The 16664-nt window shown below is 57.2% G+C and carries 21 protein-coding genes; 4 read left to right on the top strand and 17 right to left on the bottom strand.

Going from position 1 to position 16664, the window contains the following annotated elements; all coding sequences use genetic code 11:
* Positions 1-2: 2 nt before the first annotated feature.
* Genes ABIQ96_RS09800 through ABIQ96_RS09780 form a run of 5 tightly spaced genes read right to left on the bottom strand, consistent with a single transcriptional unit; the run spans position 3 to position 2748 of the window.
* Positions 3-344 (bottom strand): hypothetical protein, encoded by a 342-nt coding sequence (locus ABIQ96_RS09800; RefSeq protein ID WP_348214397.1) that lies wholly within the window; start codon positions 342-344, stop codon positions 3-5.
* Complete coding sequence (locus tag ABIQ96_RS09795) at positions 341-1687, bottom strand: radical SAM protein (protein ID WP_348214396.1); 1347 nt, start codon at positions 1685-1687, stop codon at positions 341-343. The genes ABIQ96_RS09800 and ABIQ96_RS09795 overlap by 4 nt, the downstream gene beginning before the upstream one ends.
* Complete coding sequence (locus ABIQ96_RS09790) at positions 1684-2034, bottom strand: hypothetical protein (protein WP_348214395.1); 351 nt, start codon at positions 2032-2034, stop codon at positions 1684-1686. Before ABIQ96_RS09790 ends, ABIQ96_RS09795 begins: the two co-directional genes overlap by 4 nt.
* 49 nt (positions 2035-2083) lie before the next feature.
* The gene (locus ABIQ96_RS09785; RefSeq protein WP_348214394.1) at positions 2084-2413 is read right to left on the bottom strand and encodes a hypothetical protein; all 330 of its coding nucleotides are present in this window, start codon (positions 2411-2413) and stop codon (positions 2084-2086) included.
* A 26-nt stretch (positions 2414-2439) separates the two neighbouring features.
* Positions 2440-2748, bottom strand: coding sequence for a hypothetical protein (locus ABIQ96_RS09780; protein WP_348214393.1), 309 nt, complete (start codon positions 2746-2748; stop codon positions 2440-2442).
* A gap of 143 nt (positions 2749-2891) precedes the next feature.
* Between ABIQ96_RS09780 and ABIQ96_RS09775 the strand changes: the two genes are divergently transcribed.
* From ABIQ96_RS09775 to ABIQ96_RS09765, 3 genes are all read left to right on the top strand, one after another.
* Positions 2892-3569 (top strand): hypothetical protein, encoded by a 678-nt coding sequence (locus ABIQ96_RS09775; protein ID WP_348214392.1) that lies wholly within the window; start codon positions 2892-2894, stop codon positions 3567-3569.
* 98 nt (positions 3570-3667) lie between these two features.
* Positions 3668-4369 carry a hypothetical protein gene (locus ABIQ96_RS09770; protein WP_348214391.1) on the top strand — a complete coding sequence of 234 codons (702 nt, stop codon included), beginning with the start codon at positions 3668-3670 and terminating at the stop codon, positions 4367-4369.
* Positions 4362-4790: a hypothetical protein gene (locus tag ABIQ96_RS09765; RefSeq protein ID WP_348214390.1), complete on the top strand. Its 429-nt coding sequence runs from the start codon at positions 4362-4364 to the stop codon at positions 4788-4790. Before ABIQ96_RS09770 ends, ABIQ96_RS09765 begins: the two co-directional genes overlap by 8 nt.
* On the opposite strand, the gene ABIQ96_RS09760 is transcribed toward ABIQ96_RS09765, so the two are convergent.
* Positions 4770-5510 (bottom strand): dienelactone hydrolase family protein, encoded by a 741-nt coding sequence (locus ABIQ96_RS09760; RefSeq protein WP_348214389.1) that lies wholly within the window; start codon positions 5508-5510, stop codon positions 4770-4772. The genes ABIQ96_RS09765 and ABIQ96_RS09760 overlap by 21 nt on opposite strands.
* A gap of 87 nt (positions 5511-5597) precedes the next feature.
* On the opposite strand from ABIQ96_RS09760, the gene ABIQ96_RS09755 reads away from it, so the two are divergent.
* The gene (locus ABIQ96_RS09755; RefSeq protein WP_348214388.1) at positions 5598-5900 is read left to right on the top strand and encodes a DUF3634 family protein; all 303 of its coding nucleotides are present in this window, start codon (positions 5598-5600) and stop codon (positions 5898-5900) included.
* An 88-nt stretch (positions 5901-5988) separates the two neighbouring features.
* Here the strand turns inward: ABIQ96_RS09755 and ABIQ96_RS09750 are convergent, their stop codons facing one another.
* From ABIQ96_RS09750 to ABIQ96_RS09700, 11 genes are all read right to left on the bottom strand, one after another.
* The gene (locus tag ABIQ96_RS09750) at positions 5989-6312 is read right to left on the bottom strand and encodes a type II toxin-antitoxin system HicB family antitoxin (RefSeq protein ID WP_348214387.1); all 324 of its coding nucleotides are present in this window, start codon (positions 6310-6312) and stop codon (positions 5989-5991) included.
* Positions 6309-6563 (bottom strand): type II toxin-antitoxin system HicA family toxin, encoded by a 255-nt coding sequence (locus ABIQ96_RS09745; protein ID WP_348214386.1) that lies wholly within the window; start codon positions 6561-6563, stop codon positions 6309-6311. The genes ABIQ96_RS09750 and ABIQ96_RS09745 overlap by 4 nt, the downstream gene beginning before the upstream one ends.
* An 86-nt stretch (positions 6564-6649) precedes the next feature.
* Entirely contained in the window at positions 6650-8596 is a 1947-nt protein-coding gene (gene speA / locus ABIQ96_RS09740) for a biosynthetic arginine decarboxylase (RefSeq protein ID WP_348214385.1), read from the bottom strand.
* Positions 8597-8654: 58 nt separating this feature from the next.
* Positions 8655-11030 (bottom strand): tetratricopeptide repeat protein, encoded by a 2376-nt coding sequence (locus tag ABIQ96_RS09735; protein ID WP_348214384.1) that lies wholly within the window; start codon positions 11028-11030, stop codon positions 8655-8657.
* A gap of 44 nt (positions 11031-11074) precedes the next feature.
* Positions 11075-11503 carry a biopolymer transporter ExbD gene (locus ABIQ96_RS09730; protein ID WP_348214383.1) on the bottom strand — a complete coding sequence of 143 codons (429 nt, stop codon included), beginning with the start codon at positions 11501-11503 and terminating at the stop codon, positions 11075-11077.
* An 11-nt stretch (positions 11504-11514) separates the two neighbouring features.
* Entirely contained in the window at positions 11515-12348 is an 834-nt protein-coding gene (locus ABIQ96_RS09725; RefSeq protein WP_348214382.1) for a MotA/TolQ/ExbB proton channel family protein, read from the bottom strand.
* A gap of 112 nt (positions 12349-12460) precedes the next feature.
* A complete protein-coding gene (locus ABIQ96_RS09720; RefSeq protein ID WP_348214381.1) occupies positions 12461-14014 on the bottom strand; it encodes a prenyltransferase/squalene oxidase repeat-containing protein in 1554 nt (517 codons plus the stop codon).
* A gap of 32 nt (positions 14015-14046) precedes the next feature.
* The gene (locus tag ABIQ96_RS09715; RefSeq protein WP_348214380.1) at positions 14047-14499 is read right to left on the bottom strand and encodes a biopolymer transporter ExbD; all 453 of its coding nucleotides are present in this window, start codon (positions 14497-14499) and stop codon (positions 14047-14049) included.
* Between the two features lie 5 nt (positions 14500-14504).
* On the bottom strand, positions 14505-14942 hold the full coding sequence (locus ABIQ96_RS09710; RefSeq protein WP_348214379.1) for a biopolymer transporter ExbD: 438 nt from the start codon (positions 14940-14942) through the stop codon (positions 14505-14507).
* Between the two features lie 43 nt (positions 14943-14985).
* Positions 14986-15762, bottom strand: coding sequence for a MotA/TolQ/ExbB proton channel family protein (locus ABIQ96_RS09705; RefSeq protein WP_348214378.1), 777 nt, complete (start codon positions 15760-15762; stop codon positions 14986-14988).
* 42 nt (positions 15763-15804) lie between these two features.
* Positions 15805-16653, bottom strand: coding sequence for a hypothetical protein (locus ABIQ96_RS09700; RefSeq protein WP_348214377.1), 849 nt, complete (start codon positions 16651-16653; stop codon positions 15805-15807).
* Between the last annotated feature and the right edge of the window lie 11 nt (positions 16654-16664).

Raw genomic sequence — 16664 nt, 5'->3', positions numbered from 1 at the left:
CGTCATTTCAATGCGCAGAATCCCAAAACCACTGCCGCCCAAAACAAAGGAATCCAAACCAGCTGGACGACGACATAGATCACAACGCGCCCTGTTTGGAGCGGAATGTTGACGAGAGCGCTGCCACTGGAATCTTTCGCTGAAATCCTGCCCATCCAGATGAGGAAGCCAATCGCCAGAATCGCGCCCAGCGGCCACGCCGCGCCACAGATCGCCACCAGCAGGGGAACTGCGAATGACGGCGATATCCAGATCAGCAGCGCCTTCAGACATGAACGGGCATTGGCAGGATCGGAATCTACCTGTCTTTCCGGCGACGTGTATGGATCATCGCCCCCGCTCATTTCCCGCCTCCCGCGTAATACCTGCAAAACGAATCCAGCACGCCGTCCGGCCGGATGACGTGCGTACAGCAGCGGTCGATGCGGTCCTGATCCCACGTCCATGCATCCATGAACGGCTTGATAAACAAGCGGAACGCATCCTTTTCCTTCATCTCAAAGCGGTGCAGGATTTCTCCCAGCTCGGTGTTCTCGCAGCCGCACTGGATGAGGTCGGAGAGTTCGTAGCGGACCTTGTCGCGCAGGAATTCCTGCAAGCTGGCGAAGTCGATGAACTCGGAAATACTGCGCACGCCGTAGGGAGTCCGTAACAGATAGCCGATCGTCGCGCAGTTCGGATCGCCGCAGGGCAGTGGGGTGAAATCTTCGAAGCGGAGTTTGCCCGCCGCTTGTTCCACCGCGCCGAGGATGATGTCCGCGGTGTTGAGACGCTCGCCGCTGCTGGCAGGCGCGCGTCCCGTTAGAAAAATCGGCTGGAAGGAAACGCCGCGACAGGTGGAGTATTCAAGCCCGGCTTGGATCGTGTGCCACAAGTGCGGCAGGTTTTCCGGCATCACCGTCATCGCCAGCGTGAACGGAATTTCCTCGCGTTCGCAGCGGTCCATCGCGGCGCGTTTCATGTCGCGGAAATCACCGCCTCGCAGCTCGCGCTGGCCGGCTTCCTGCGGGCCGTCGTATTGCAGATAGAGTTGGAAATGGCCGCGGCGCGCGCGTTTCCCCAATTCCTCCAGAAAGCCATCCTCCTTCGCGATCCTCACGCCATTCGTGTTCACCAGGCAGTAGTCGATTCCCGGCTCGGCGTGGATCCAGTCCAACAGCTCGAAGAATTGCGGATGCAGCGTCGGCTCGCCGCCGGAGAGTTGGAGCAGCTCAATCTTCCCCTTGCGCTCGACGACTCCGCGGATGCGGCGTTGCAGCGATTCCAACGAGTGCGATTTCAACCGATCGCCCGCAGCGCCGACCGGCGAATCCGCGAAACAGGTCGGGCAGGCGAGGTTGCACGAATCGACGATTTCGATCAGCGCGAGACATGTGGATAGAACCTCGACCTCCGGCACCGTCGCGTTGGCATTGCGGCCGAGCGTGCCGTTGATTCCGTTAGGATCGGCGGAGCACGCGCAACCGGCACCGCAGGCATTCGACGGGTCGCCCTTCGCCAGCCAGTAGAACCGCGCGTCGCTGGCGATGCACGCCGTGGCCTCGCCATGCTCGGCGCAAGTCCGCGTCAGATAGACCTTCGCCGGTGTGCCCGTCGTTTTCCAAACCTCCGCCGGAACCGCCGCCTGACAAGTCGGGCAACGCGAGGTGGTTTGCTTCAGGGTTTCCTTGAGTTTGGGGAAGATCATAAACTGTTGAGATGGGACGAAACGAGAAAACAGCTTCCCACGGAAAGAACGAGACAAACGATGATCTCGCCGATGAAGTAAGCGGAAACGAGAAATCCCAGCGACCATCCTCGGTAGCGATGCCTCACCGCATCATGAAAATGAAACCCGAGTCCGGGGATCACGCCGAATACCATGAAAAGCGGGGACAAGGCAAGAAAGCCGGCCGCATCATCCGGCGCAATGCCACAGAACGGGACCATGAAGTTGGCGAGCAACGTCATCAGCGGCGGAATCCCCAGAGTGAGCCACAGCGGCCATCGCGGAATCGCCGATGGCGGCTGGGGGATTTCGGGTTCTTCGTTCATTTCATTGAAAATCCATCAACATCGGATTGGCTCCGACGAAGAGAGCCCGCTAACTGAAAAGCACCACGCAGCTCCCGATCCAGACTGCCAGGCAAACAATGATTTGGCCGAACAAATAGGAAAAATTGAGAAACGTCAGCGATGGCCCGCGGTAGCGCTGGCCGACAATTTCACTGAATCTGCCGGTGAAAATAAGAATGAAAATAAAGACTCCTATCGGCACCTCAAAAAGCAGTCCCGAAAGCTGTCCGCGCGACACGGCAAGCCCGGCGATCGTGTTCGCGCCAACCGTCACGAGCGGCGGAGCGAGTAAAACCCGCCACAGCGGCCCTCGCGGGATCGGCGGCACCAGCTTGGGGATCTCGGGGTCTTCATTCATTTCAAGTGATGGCTTCGGACACAGAATCAGGAAACGATCACACACGATCCAACCCAAACCGTGAAACAGACGATAACTTGTCCCAGAAAATAAAACCAGCCAAGAACCAGAAGGGAGGTTCCCTTGTAACGCTTTCCAACAGCCCCGTTGAAGACATACAGAAACGAGAGAAGTGGGAAAAACAGGATCGCCGGAACAGGGATCAAAAATTCTCGCGGAACACCTGAAAGACAGATCAGCAACATGACCAAGGTGACCACTACCGGCGGCGCCAGCAGGGAGAGCCACAACGGCCCTCGCGGAATCGGCGTGGGAATCCCGGGTTCTTCGTTCATCGGCACTTTTATCAAACAGAAACTGAGGTCCGATGATAGCGATGGTCAACGATTGCTTTCCCAACAACAGGGAATCCGAAACGCTGCCGACCGAAGTTCTTGTCAGCCTCCGCGATTCGCACCAAGTTCATAACAGATCATTCATGAAATCATCTTCCATCCGCCTTGCTCTCGGCATCTGGCTCGCCGTCGCCAGCCAGGCATCCGCCGGAATGACGGTCATCACGCTGACCGACATCGCCCGGGCACGGATCGATGCGCTTTCATTTTTCCTGTTTACCTATCTGGTCATCGCGTGGGTGGTGAAACTCATCTGGAACCAGCTTGCAAAATCCTTTACCGCACTGCCGCGACTCAAGTATCTCCAAGCGCTCGGTGTGGTTTTCGTGACCGGGCTGATGTTCTACGTCGTGCTAACGATGATCTCCGGAGCGCGGGAGTTGTTGACTCCGGGAGCTTGGGAAAAACAGGGCGTCGGATATCGCCTTCGCGAGGAGGGTTCTGCACCGCTCGGGAAAGAGGAACGTCGCCAGGCGTTGCGGAAACTCCAGGAGGCCATTTGGAGTTATGCAAAAGCTCATGAGGGAAATGCGCCGGGCAGCCCGTTGATGGCCGGGATCGATCCGGCCTTGTGGAATTTCGAAGGCGGCGGCCTCTACTGCCTGATGCCGGAGGTCCGTCCCGGCGGCGGGCGGAAGGTGCTGGTTTACGAACCCGCTTCGGCAGGCGGGAGACGTTTCGTTCTCCTCGCGGATGGCAGCATCGAAGATCGCTCGGAAGGGACTCTGAAAACGCAGCTCGATGAACAGTTGAAACCATGAGTGATGAACCCATCATCACCCGATCGCCCCTAAGGAACGCACTTAGTTGGACGCTGCGTATCCTTGCGATCTGCTTTTCGATCTTATTTTTTCTTATCGTGATCGAAAGTTTGATGATCATCGAGATCCCGTTTCGTTTCGCCTTCGGCTGGATTTTTCATGCAAACAAAACCCTTCCCTTCTTGCTGGAAAACTGGCGTGCGGCGTTGCTGCCGCTGGGTTGCCTGATCCTCGCGGGAATCCTGGCGCACCGGTTCATCCGGAGGACGCTGGCAGCGAAAGGAATTTCCAGACCATGGCGGCCGGCGGATACATTGGCATCAACGATGTTGCTGCTGCTAGGTTGTGGGGCAGCCATCGCCCTGAGCGGCGTGGTGCACGAGTCTGTCTGGCTCATGAGCGACCGGTGGGTCGAGAGCAACCGGAGAAGCGAACTCACCATGGCGGTGAACAACTCCCGGCAGTTGATGATGGCGCTCGCGGATTACCATGAGATGAACGGCCGCTATCCGAACTCGCTTCGGGAGCTGGAGATCGAGCTGGATACTCCCCGCCAGCTTGCCTGGACCGAGGTCACCTACAAGGGAGTTAGAGAGCCGTTCATCCTCCTTCACCCGGGGGAAACACGACTCATGAATGAAGATGAGCCGCTGATCGTTTCGCCGATCATTCAAAAGGATGGTAAGATCGTGGTAGGTTATGGAGACAGCTCGGTGAAAAGCCTTCCGGCAGGAGAATTCAGCAGGATTTTACAGGCCGCAAGTCTCAGGAAAAACCAACCGCCTCCTGCCGGTGAATAGGGTGATTCCATTCCTGAAGGCCGATGGCATCGCCGCGTCGATCCTGTTAGCGCTCGCGTTGTTGCTGGTGTTTCTGGAAATCAACTTTCCCTTCGGAGGTTATGACCTGCTCCTAATCCATTTCGTGGCAGGTTTCTGGTTTTTCCTCGCTGATAACCTGCCGGCAATATCGCCCGATGCCGGAACATGGGGTCCCGGACTCGGCGCGTTTCTGCTGGCGACGGCCGTCGCCCACCGATTTCTATCAGGATTGGCTGCGAAAACCGGGCGCAACTGGAATTTTGCGACGACATTCTGTCTCGCGCTGGTAGTTCCGGTGCTGTTCGTCATTGCGTTCATCATCCCCGGTGTGTTGTTGCAGTGGGAGATGCTGCGGCAGACACCGTGGCTGGAGACCAATTCACCCTATCTTCTCCGCTAGAAATCTTAGCAACAGTGCCATGGCCACCCGGGCGAGCGCGGGATTGTAACGCGCGCCCTCGTCGCGGAGAAATGCGTGGGCGGCGTTGAACTCGTGCCACTCGAAATCCAGCTCCGCATCCTCGACGACCTGACGCACTTTTCTCCGACCTTCCAGAGGGATGTGCGGATCCTGACGGCCGAAGACAAACAACAGCGACGCCTTCGTAGATGGGAGTCGTTCAAGCGTGTCATCGCATTTTCCGAGTCCGAGATTTCCCGTGTGAAGGTCCGTCGGATAGAACGCGCCGACCGCGCCGATGTCCGGATGGAGTCCGGCGCGCAAGGCAAGGTGGCCGCCGAGGCAGACTCCGAAGCTGGCGACTTTTCCGGTGCCGGACGCATGCCCGAGGAGGAATTTCACGAGGACATCCGTATCCTCATCGTAGGAGGCGATTTCCTTCTCCGTCTTCAGCGCGTTGCCGCGGGCCGAGCCTTCCGCATCGTAAGCGAGTACGGAGCCGAGCGGTTCGAACTCATGATAGACCTCGGGCACGGCGACCAGATAGCCCTCGCCCGCCAAGGCCGCCGCCATCCGCCGGATCGGGCCGGTGGCTTGGAAAATCTCCGAGTAGAAAATGATGCCCGGATGCCGCGAACCTCCATCGGGAATGAAAAGGTGCACCCGCATCGCACCGCGGGTGGTTTCAAGATCGACGAAGGATTCGGAAAGCGTGGCCATGGCGGAGTGTCGTCATTTTCCGCCACGCCGATCCAGAAAATCCGTCGGCGTTGCCAAGTTCGGGGAGAATGGATAGAACCCCGCCCGGTGAATACGATCTTTGAATCCCTCTGCATCCTCCTGTCATGGGCATGGTTGTTCAAAATCATCGATACAGTTTCCCCGTCAGGAATTCCGTTGATCCACCTGCGGTTCAGAAACGGAAAATGCACCTGTATCTTCGGCGCGAACCGGACGTGGGCACGCCAACAGATCGAGGAAGTGCTGAGAGACGGCCACATCGAAACCGCAGTTATCAAGCAATTGAAAAACGGACGCTTCGTATTTTCCAAAAGCGTGCCAGAGGATGCCAGACAACGGATCAGGAATTTGATCGTCTCAGGCCAATGATGCTAGAAGCCCCATAGGTATGGCTGAACGGGCACGGAAAAATCAGCTCTCGAAAACGACCGGGAACTCGCCCCGACCGTTCCAGACTCTATAAGGTCAGCTTTTCCAATTTCGTAGCGATCCAGCTGTTCAGGCTCTCGCCGTCGTTAGTGCTGAGTTCGTAGAGTTTCCGGTGCAATTCAGGTTCCAAGCGGAGAAGGAATTTGCCTGAAAACGGTTTGTCCGGTTCCTCGCCACGGCTCTTGCAAAAATCGAGATAATCATCAATCGACTCATGAAACGCCGTCTTGAGTTCCTCCACGCTGCGTCCTTGGAACGTCACCACGTCACGGACTCCGAGAACTTCCCCGTGGAAAATCTCAGCTTCGTCGTCAAATCGAACGTTCCCGCTGTATCCTTTGTATATCATCATGGCCTTACTCCTGATTCTGATAGGAAGCGTCTCATCGACTTGACGGCTCCTTTATCGGTTGTCGGTTGAGGGTGTGGTCGATGGAAAACGGCTCTCACACCGTTAAGGGCGATTCTCACCCGAGAACCGCTCCCTTCGGTAATTTCGGCACCAGAGGCTCGAAGCAGGGATTCAATGTCCGCCCAGAGAATACTTGAGAGGGCGGGATCCCTGAAAATGGCCTCAAGCGTTCGCCGCTGCCGATTATTCATTGCCTTAAGTGATACTGCATAATGGTATCACGGCAAGTGGAATTTTTAGCCAATTGGAAGCAACAAGGTTTCGCCGAGGGAAGTTCTTAACTCTCGAAATAAGTGTAGCCGTTCAATCCCTCGCGAAAGAGATCGAGGATCTCACGGCGCTCCTTCGGAGAAATGCGGCCTTCAGTGACTGCCTTTTCCGCAAAGGTGCGGAAGCGGGTGACCAGTTCTTTCGGGTCGAACTCAACGTAGGTTAGAACGTCGGCAACGGTATCGCCTTCGACTTCGTGGGTGTAAACCGGTTTACCCTTTTCAAGATGAACGCCAACCACGTTGGTGTCGCCCAGCAGGTTGTGGAGGTCGCCAAGAGTTTCCTGATAGGCTCCAACGAGGAAGACGGCGAGGTAGTAGGGCTCGCCTTGTTTGAAATCGTGAAGCGGAAGGATTTTCGCGACGTCTTCCTTGTCGATGAAGCGGTCGATCTTGCCGTCGCAATCGCAGGTGATGTCAGCCAGGACGGCGCGGTGGCGGGGTTTCTCCCCAAGCCGGTGGATGGGCATGACAGGGAAAACCTGATCGATCGCCCACGAGTCGGGCAGGGATTGGAAGAGCGAGAAATTTCCGTAATAGAAATCGACGAGGGTCGAGGACAGTTCGCGGAGGTCTTCCGGGATGTCATCGAGTTCGGCGATGAGGTTGGAGATGCGTGTTAGAATATGCCAGAACCAGGCTTCGGCGAGGCCGCGTTCGCGGAGCGTGGCGGCGCCGTAAAAGAATTGCGCGCGCATCTGATCGCGGTAGTACATGGCATCGTTGAAGCACTCCTGAAGGTTCTTCTTATTGATGACCTTGTTGACCTCGATGATGTTCATGAGGTTCTGCGGGGCATTCTCCGGAATCGGCGGGGCTTCCTCGCTGGTCTGGGCACTGGTGACGTCAAGGATGTTGAAAACCAAGACGGAGTAATAGGCAACCACCGCACGGCCGGACTCGGAAATGAGATTCGGATGGGCGACGCCAGCCTTGTCGCAAATCTGCGAGATGACCTCTACAATGTCGGTGCAGTACTCCGCGACGGAGTAGTTGCAGGACGAGTGGAAATTGGTGTGCGAGCCGTCGTAATCGACTGCCATGCCCCCGCCGATGTCGAGCACGCCCATCGGCGCGCCTTCCTTGACGAGGTCGCAATACATTCTAACTGCCTCGGTCGCGCCCTCGCGGATGGCTGCGATGTTGGGGATCTGCGAGCCTTGGTGGTAGTGCAGCATTTTCAAGCAACCGATGTAGCCTGAGTCTTTGAGCTGATCGACGACTGCGATGACCTGCGAGGCATTGAGACCGAAAACAGATTTGTCACCGGCGCTGTCCTGCCAATGGCCGGAGCCTTTGGTGGAAAGACGGACGCGGACGCCGAGATTCGGAAGGATGCCGAGTTTGCGCGAACGTTCGAGGATGAGATCGAGCTCGCTGGGCATTTCCAGAACGAGCATGATGCGCAGTCCCATTTTCTGCGACTGAAGCGCGAGGTCGATGAATTCCTCATCCTTGTAGCCGTTGCAAATCAGATAGGCCTCGGGATCGTGCATGTGCGCGAGCGCGGCGATAAGCTCGGGCTTGGAACCGGCTTCGAGGCCGTAGTGATAACGTTTTCCGAACTCGGCGATCTCCTCGATGACCTGGCGCTGCTGGTTGACCTTGATCGGATAGACGCCACGGTATTCACCGCGGTATTTGGTTTCCTTGATCGCCTTGCGGAACGACTCGTTGATTTCCGCGATGCGGGAATGGAGCAAATCGCGGAAACGAAGGAGCACGGGAAGATGGGTGCCGCGGTCACGCAGACCGTCGATGACTTCGAAGAGCGACACTTCGGCCTGCGCTTCGTCATCCTCAAGCCGGACCGTGACGTGGCCGTTCTTGTTCACGCCGAAGAAGCCATGGCCCCATGTTTCAACTCCATAGAGCTCGGAGGATTTTTCGGGAGTCCAGGTGGCGTCGGCTTTGCGTTTGACGGGCTTGGAAGCGATGGAGGCAGGAGGTGTCATGGAAGGAAACGAAACAATGAAAATTGAGAGTGGGCGATGATCGGCGGCAGCAGAAACCTTAATGTGCGGGTTCTTTCCAATCCGGAAAGTCGTTTTTCAATTGCTGGCGGTATTTCTCGACCTCGTCGGTTTTTCCCTGAGCGATGAGGACCTGGATGTATTTCGAGATGGCAAGCGGCTTGAGATCCTTGTCTTCGTGGAACGAAATGACGTTCAGGTAATCGGCACCCGCAGCATCGAGTTGCTTCGCCTGCATGCCGAGATCACCTGATAGGATGCGGAGCCCGGCACTGGTGCGCCCCTGCGGATGAAGCTCTTCCGCCTCGTCGGCCGCGACGCGGGCTTCGGCATTGCGCTTGAGCAAGAGCAGGGCGCGGCCGCGGTCGAGAAGGCCGTCGGCTTTCCAGCCGGGGTTGTCCTCGACGGCGAGCACGTTGTTGACAGCGGTCAGGGCACCTTCGCCATCGCCGGTTTCTAGGCGGGCTTTGGCGAGATAGCGCCAGATTTCCTTGGCGGTTTCGCGGGGCTCCTTGGGGTTGGCGACGAGCGCGAGGGATTTGGCGGCCGAGGTATAGTCGCCGGCGTTGTAGGACTGCATGCCGGACCATTGGATCGCCTGGTCGGGAAGATCGGCCTCGTATTTCCCTTGGATGGCGAGGTTGATTTCCGCAGCAAGTTTCTGCGGATCCTGCGAGGCGAAATAGCCGAGTGCCAGAAGCAATCCGGCGTGCTTGGCATAGGCATCGGGACGGAGGGAGCGGGCCTTTTCAAGATAAGAAATGGAATCCTTGGCGGCGTTGGTTTTCACCAGCCCCCAGCCGATCCAATAGTTTGCCTCGGCTTCCAGATTGGGATCGAGGGATTTGATCGATTTCAGCAGCCCTTGATAGCGGATGATCATGTCCGGGATATTGCCCTCGGTCCGGCGCAAGTGGGCGGACTCCAGCCAGGCATAGGACGCGAGGTCTTCCGAAGCATTGGAGCTTGTTAGCTTGTCGAAATCGATAATGGCTTTCGCGGTTTCAGCACTCTCGACATAGGCTTTGGCGCGCTTGGCCAAGGCCGACGGGATGCGCGAATCATTCGGATATTTGGAGATGAATTCGCTGAGAGATCGGACCGAACCTTGGGCATCCCCGGCTTCGGAAAGGCACCAGCCGCGTTGGTACAACAGCCCGGGACGGTTTTTCTCGCTGACCGCACCGGCATTGATCTCGCTGTAAATCTTGGCGGCTTCCGCCACCTGGTTGTTCGAAAACATGGTCTCGGCCTTCATCATCAGGGCCGTGTGAATCCGGGAATCCTCGGGTCGCGACTTTCGATAGAGCTGGAGAAATGCATCCACCTGATCCGGCACGTTGCGGCCTTCGATTTGGAAAAAGCACAGCAACCGGTTGTAGGCGGCGTGAAATGCCATGTCCGTTTCCGGCTTCACCAGTTTTTCAACATCGCGGAACAACTGGAGCGCCTCGCTGTATTGATTGAGCCGCATGTAGGCGCGGCCGGCGATCATCAGGCGGTTCGCCTCCTTTTCACCATCGCCCTTGAGGGTGCTGCGGCGGAAAATCTCGATGACCTCCTTGTATTGTTTCTTGGCGAAACAGTTCTCCATCAGCGCGGTCTGGGCATCCGGGCGGAAATCCTCCATGCCGGGGGTGCTGACGATGAGCTTGAGATATTTCTCGGCAAGGTCGGTTTGACCGAGTTTGGTGGCGGTTAGAGAAGCATAGAGCGCCGCCTCGCCGCGGGCTTTCGACTGATAGGGTCCGGCGATGACCTCCTCGAACTGGGTAAGCGCTTCCTGCAACTTGCCGGCTTTGAGCGAGAGGTGACCCATGGCCACTTTGGCCTGCGGCGCAAACAAGGCGCCCGCCGGGTCACTGATGACCTTCTTGAACGAGTTGATGGCCTCATTATCACGCCCGAGAAGTCGGTAGCAATTTCCGGCAAGGTAATTTCCGCGGGGACGTTCCTCGGGCTTCGAAGCATTCTCGGCGTAGCGCTCGAAAAGTGGCGCAGCAAAGGCATACTGGCCGTTGTTATAATAATCGGCGGCCAAAGTGTACGCCGCGGCACCCGCCCATTTTCCTTTACCAAAGCGGTTCAGCAACGTGCTGAAGCAGCGTTTCCCATCATCGATTTGTCCCGACTGATAATAGCTGTTCCCCAAATACCACCAGGCCATCTCGGCGTTCGGATGATTCGGAAACGAGTTGAGGTAGTCCGCGAAGATCACGGCGGCCCGCTGATAGTAGTCGCGCCGGTTGTCTTCGACGGTGCTTGCCTGGGCCGAGTCGTAGAGATTTTTTCCACGCAGGAAATAGTCGTTCCCCGCGTCCGGACTCAGCGACGGATCGACAGGCTCCGCCTTGGGGGCTACCTGTGCGACCAGCGGACCGGAGGCGAGAAAGAGAAGTGCGAGCGCTCGTTTCAAGATGAAGGTAGCTTTGTCGGGTTTCAGGCGATTTGCCAAGTCAATCACTTCGAGGGGGCCGCAGGCGTGGGACGCTGGGTCGCGAAGGAAATGTTCCAGATCCCCGCTTTTTGGCAGGTATCGATGATCTCGACGATGCGCTGGTAAGCGACGTTTCCATCGCCACGAATGCGCACCGGCTGGTTGGGATATTGTTTGGCGATTTTGGAGAGCTTGTCGAAAAGTTGAGGCTTATCGACGGTCAGACCCTCGACGCGGATGACTCCGTCGGCCAGGACGTTGATGATGATTTCGCCGCGCATCTGCTTGGGCTCCGCACCTTCCTGGGCGGTCGGGACGGAGACATTGAGCTCCGTCTCGGATTTGCTGAACTGCCAACTGATGATGAAAAAGCTCAGCAGCAACAGCAGGATGTCGATCATCGGCGCCAACTGAATGGAAACCGGTGGCGGTTGACGGGTCAGAAATTTCATCCCGATAGCAGTTAGATCCCGTGGAGATCAGGACGTTCGCCAACGAGTGGAGACGCGACGGGCATGGCATAATCCTCGCGAGCCCGCTGGACCTGCGGAACAAATGGCTGCGCAGTCGGCTGCCGTTCAAGCTGCGACTGGAGAATAGCGATGAAATGGGTGGCGGCGGCTTCGAGCTCCGACACGTATTTCTGCACCCGCCCGCGGAAAATCGAGTAAAACGCCAGCGCTGGGATACTGATCGCGAGCCCGCCGGCGGTGGCGATCAGCGCTTCGGAAACACCTTCGGCCAATCCCATCTGACGCACTCCGGTGCCTTCTCCTGCGGAAATTTCAATGAACGCCTTGATCATTCCCATCACGGTTCCCAACAGACCGACCATCGGAGCGATCCCGCCGATATCGGCGAGGTAGGTGATTCTGGAAGTCAGCATTCCGGCTTGATGCGAACCCTCGACCTGCGCGACATCGCGAACGCTTTCAAACGAAGCACCCGGATTGGCCGTCATGAAATCGAGAGTCTTCTGAGTGACGCGGGCCATGCACTCGTTGCGGCGGTGGCAGAATCCGATCAAGCCGAGATAGTCGCGTTTGCGGATCAACGATTCCGCGGTGTTCATGAACCGGTCGCTGACGACCGCATTGCGGCGGATCGTGAGGAGAAAGACTACGATCAGAAGCACCGTGATCACCGACATAATTCCCAGCGGGTACATCATGGGTCCACCTTTGAGGAGGATTTGCAGGATGTTTGTTTCCTTGGCGACCGGAGCAGCGGTTTCAGCAGCGGAAGCGAGGACCGCGGAAAGGAAAAATCCCGCGACTGAGAAATGGCAGCACTTCATGAATGTGGTGGGATACTATCGATGCACGACACGAACGCAAGCCCGGGCAGTGCATGCCTGCCGGTTACGTCCGAAATCTCCCGATCTTTCCGCGGGCAAGTTTCAGAGGATCTCAAATGCCGGGCTTCTCCCTGCGGCCACCCGAGTCCGTGCTGAGGAAGCGATAGTAGACCTCGAGCATCAGAGTGCTGAGGCAGGTGCGGTATACCTTGCCGCGTCCTTCTCCGGCAAATTCACCGCCAGCCCCGGGTTGTTTCCACGAGCCATCTTCATTCTGATTTTTCAAAAGTTGGTCGCGGAACAAGTTGTTGTAGAATTTCCAGTCGTCACCACCGCGCTGCATCATCGCTTGGGACTCGTAATAGTGGCAGTAGAGGTCGCTATCGTCCTTAGATCCGTAATCGAACTTGGTGTTTTTCACGATATACTCCGCACCTTTGCGGACTGCCGAGATTCCGCCTTTATCCCACATCTGATGACAGAGCATGCCGACGCCGGTGAGAGTCCAGTATTTCTTGTCACTCACCGGATTCACACCGGAGTAGCCGAAGCCGCCGTTTTCGTTTTGGCAACTGCTGAGATATTCGAGCCCCTTGCTGATGCATGCCGTGACGCGCCGATATTTGATGTCCGTGTGACTGCACGCTTTGAGAGCCTGAATCTGCCAACCAGAAACCGAGACGTCGGTGTGACCGCCTTCTTTTTCGTAATGGTAAGCCCAACCACCGTTTTTGTTCTGGTTGTCGATGATGAATTGGCCGGCCTTTTCAGCGACTTCCTGAAGCGATGGCACGTCGATCTTGAGGTCTTTACAAAAGGTCGCCGCCTCGCCGATCGCATAGGTCGCGATGGCGTGCTCGTAGCACCAACCATTTTCGGTGAAATTGCTGGCCATTTTGCCGTCGTTCTTCATGCCGACATTCACCAGATAAACGATGCCCTTCATGCACGAGTCGCCGAATTCGTCGGAAACCGGAGTTTCGCAGTGGCCGAAATAGGCGAGCAACGCCAGACCGGTCATGGCGGGAGCGTTTCTGTCACCCCAAGATCCGTCGGAATTCTGGACGCCCTTGAGCCAGCGGAGGGCTTTCACCACAGCGTCTTCACAAGAGGGCGTTCCGCCGTTCTCCTTGAGGCGGGTGAGGCGGTCTTCCTTCGAACAGCGCTTGCGCATGGTTTCCGGAATGAGACCGAAGAGCTTGCCCGCTCCACCGCCCATGCCCATGCCGGCACCGTTGCCGTTTCCTTTACCGAAACCCTTGCCGGAACCGGAGCCACCGAGGCCGCCGGACATTCCGCCACCGCTCAGCGAGCTGAGTGTGGACATTTCACCGAAGTTGTCACCTTGCTCGGGAATCGCGTAAGTCGCCTTGGCTCCTTCGGCGAAGACCCGCTTGACGTTGGTCGTCGGGGTGATTTGCGCCCGCTTTTTCTGTTGAACCTGATGTTCCGCACCGCGTTCGCCACCGCCACCGCCGGGTGGCATGAAATCGACTTTTTTCTCGGGCTCGCGGATGATCTGGAAAATCCAGAATGCACCGATGATCAGCAGGATGATGTGGAACAGGGCGGCGAACATCAACGAACCGCCGCCGATCTTGGCCCAAATACCGGTCTTCTTTTCCTCCACGTGGATGGGATTTCCCTCGGCGTCGTAAATTTCCATGGTTGGCGAGTGGTTGGGGGTGGTTCCGCTGTTTATTCCGGGCTGCCGGCTTGGAAGGTCACGTCCGAAATTTTGGCGCGGCTGAGAGCATCGAGAACGTCGATCACTCTTTCGTAGCGCGCAAGTTCGTCCGCATAAATGGTGACGAGAACTTTGGACTGCGTGGCATCACTGCTTTCACGCAGTTGGTTGAGGGTGTTGGCCAGCTCTGGAAGCAATTTGACGGTCGGACCGTCGAGCGGATCGTCGTTGAGATAGACCTGTCCTTCGTCGTCGATGCGGATCGCGATTTCGTCCGGCAAATTGACAGGCTGGTCGGTTTCGACGGTTCCGGGAAGCTTGGTGTTGTGAGCGTTCTCCACCTGCACCGCACCGGCCATGACCATGAAATAAAGCATGATGACGAAAACGACGTCGATCATCGGCGCGATTTGGAACCCGAGATTGACCTCGGCGGACGCCTTTCTTTTGCGACGGCTTTTCATGGGATTTATTTATTGGAAGCCGCAAACGAGATGTCGGCGATCCCGCCTTCACCCACGAGGTTCATAACCTTCTGGATTTCGATGGCAGGAAGCTTGGCATCGCCACGAACGACCGCACGCAGCCTTTCATCGGTTTTGCGACGCTCTTGCAGATAGGGAATCAGATCGGCGATGTTCGGGTATTCGCGATCATCGACGAGAACGAGCGATTTGTTGGTGCCCGGATCCCAGCGGACGTTGATGGCGATCTCGTGCTTGGCCATCTCCGGATCGCGCTTGGTGGCGTTAGGCGAGACCGGCAGCTTGATGTTTTTGTCCACCTTCAGAACCTCGGCCGAGGTGATGCACATGAAGAAGATGAGCAGAACTAACAGCACATCGACCATCGGAGCAATTTGGAACTCGGGTTCCCCGCTCTCTCCTCCTCCGCCGCCGCCTGCCATGGTTCTTGATGGTTAGTGTTGAAGTTTACAAAGCAAAGCCGGCTCAGCCTGGATTTTCGATCCAGTTTGGAAGCGCTGCATAGGTTTCCTCTTGGCCGACATCCGCATCCTTGAGGTAATCATAAGGAGCGTTGCGGAAAAGATGCTCGGCTTCCTCTTCCAAGTGGTGAACGCCGGACTGGAGTTTGTTCCGCAGGAAATAGAAGCCCATGAACGCCGGAATAGCGATGAACAGACCGGACGCCGTGGCGATGAGAACCTCACCGATGTGACCGGCGAGGGCCGTCGGATCGCCGATCCCGGCGGAACCAAGGCTGGCGAACGCACCGCGCATCCCGGACACCGTTCCGAGCAGTCCAACCATCGGCGTACAAACTCCGATAACCGAGAGATAGTTGACGCGGGTCTGAAGAGTGGAGTTGACCTTGTCCACCTCGGACATGATCGCTTCCTCGGTGGCGGCCTTGCCATAACCGATGGATCCGAGAGCGGAGCGGACGACTTGCGAGAACGGGCTGTTGAGCGCCTTCATCGTCTGATAGGCTCCGATGTAGTCACCTGCCAGAAACGCCTGTTGGGCCACCGTGACATCCTCGGGAGGAGTCATCTTCTTGGGATTCGTGCGCATCCAGATGTCGATGATGAGCCAGACCGTTGCGATCGAGAACAGACCGATCGGATACATGCACCAGCCACCGTCCTTGAGGACATCAATGAACGTTTTTTTCACTTCCGCTTTGGCAGCACCTTCTGCGGCGAAGGCGGTCATCGGAAGAAACAGGAGAGCCGCATAGACAGCCTTATGGATGGTTTTTTTCATGGCGTGGTGATTGAGAAATGAAGTGAAACGAGGTTGGACAGATTATTTGAGGCTTTCAAGACGCTTGTTGGCTTCCGCGGCGACCAGTGTATCGCCGGACTCGCGGACGGAGGAATGAAGGAGAGGCAATGCTTCGTCGCGTCGGCCGAGCGCGGTGAGGTATTCGGCGGCATTCAGTTCGGCAACCGCATTGAGGATCATGCCGCCGGATGGGAAAAGGCAGGGCACCGTCAGATAGGCTTCGAGGGCTTCCGCATCCTTTTTGGCATCCTTGAGGGCATTGCCACGGAAGAATGAGGCATACGCGCAAACCGCAGTGGGAAGGTTGTCCGTGGTAAGATCGCGAAACGCGGTTTCGCGGTCAGCGGCCTTGGTCGAAACCGGCAACATCAGAGCCTTGCCGAGGGAAACGAACGGATCGATTCCCTGCACTGGAGTGGCGTCGGAAATTTCCTTGCCGATGTCCGCGCACTTCGCGGTGTCACCATTCAGCGCATAGGCGACCAGAGTGGCCCGCGCCGCCTCGATCCAGAAATTTCCCGGGATCTTGGCGGTCATCCGTTGCTGGGCGACCACGGGCTCCAACAGTTTCAAGGCATCGGCCGATTTTCCCATCAGCACCAAGGCAATGCCGCGGTTCACTTCAACAGGCTTGTCGCCGTAAACATGGTCCGCGGATTCCAGCGGAAAGGTCTGACCTTCGCTGAATCCTTCCGCCGGGCCTTTGACGACGATTTGGTTGCCCTGCACCACGACCGCGGAAACAGGGACCGAGCGACCGTTTTGGAAAACAATGCGGGCGGCTTGTTCCGCACCGACCCGTGACAGGGAGGCGGCACTGGCAAGGCAGATCAGGATGGCGGACCGGAATGGACTTGAGGATGGAATCATGGGTTCAAATT

The organism is Luteolibacter sp. (assembly GCF_039920825.1).
In the GTDB taxonomy this organism is placed as follows: domain Bacteria; phylum Verrucomicrobiota; class Verrucomicrobiia; order Verrucomicrobiales; family Akkermansiaceae; genus Luteolibacter.
This window is presented reverse-complemented; position numbering and strand designations above follow the sequence as displayed.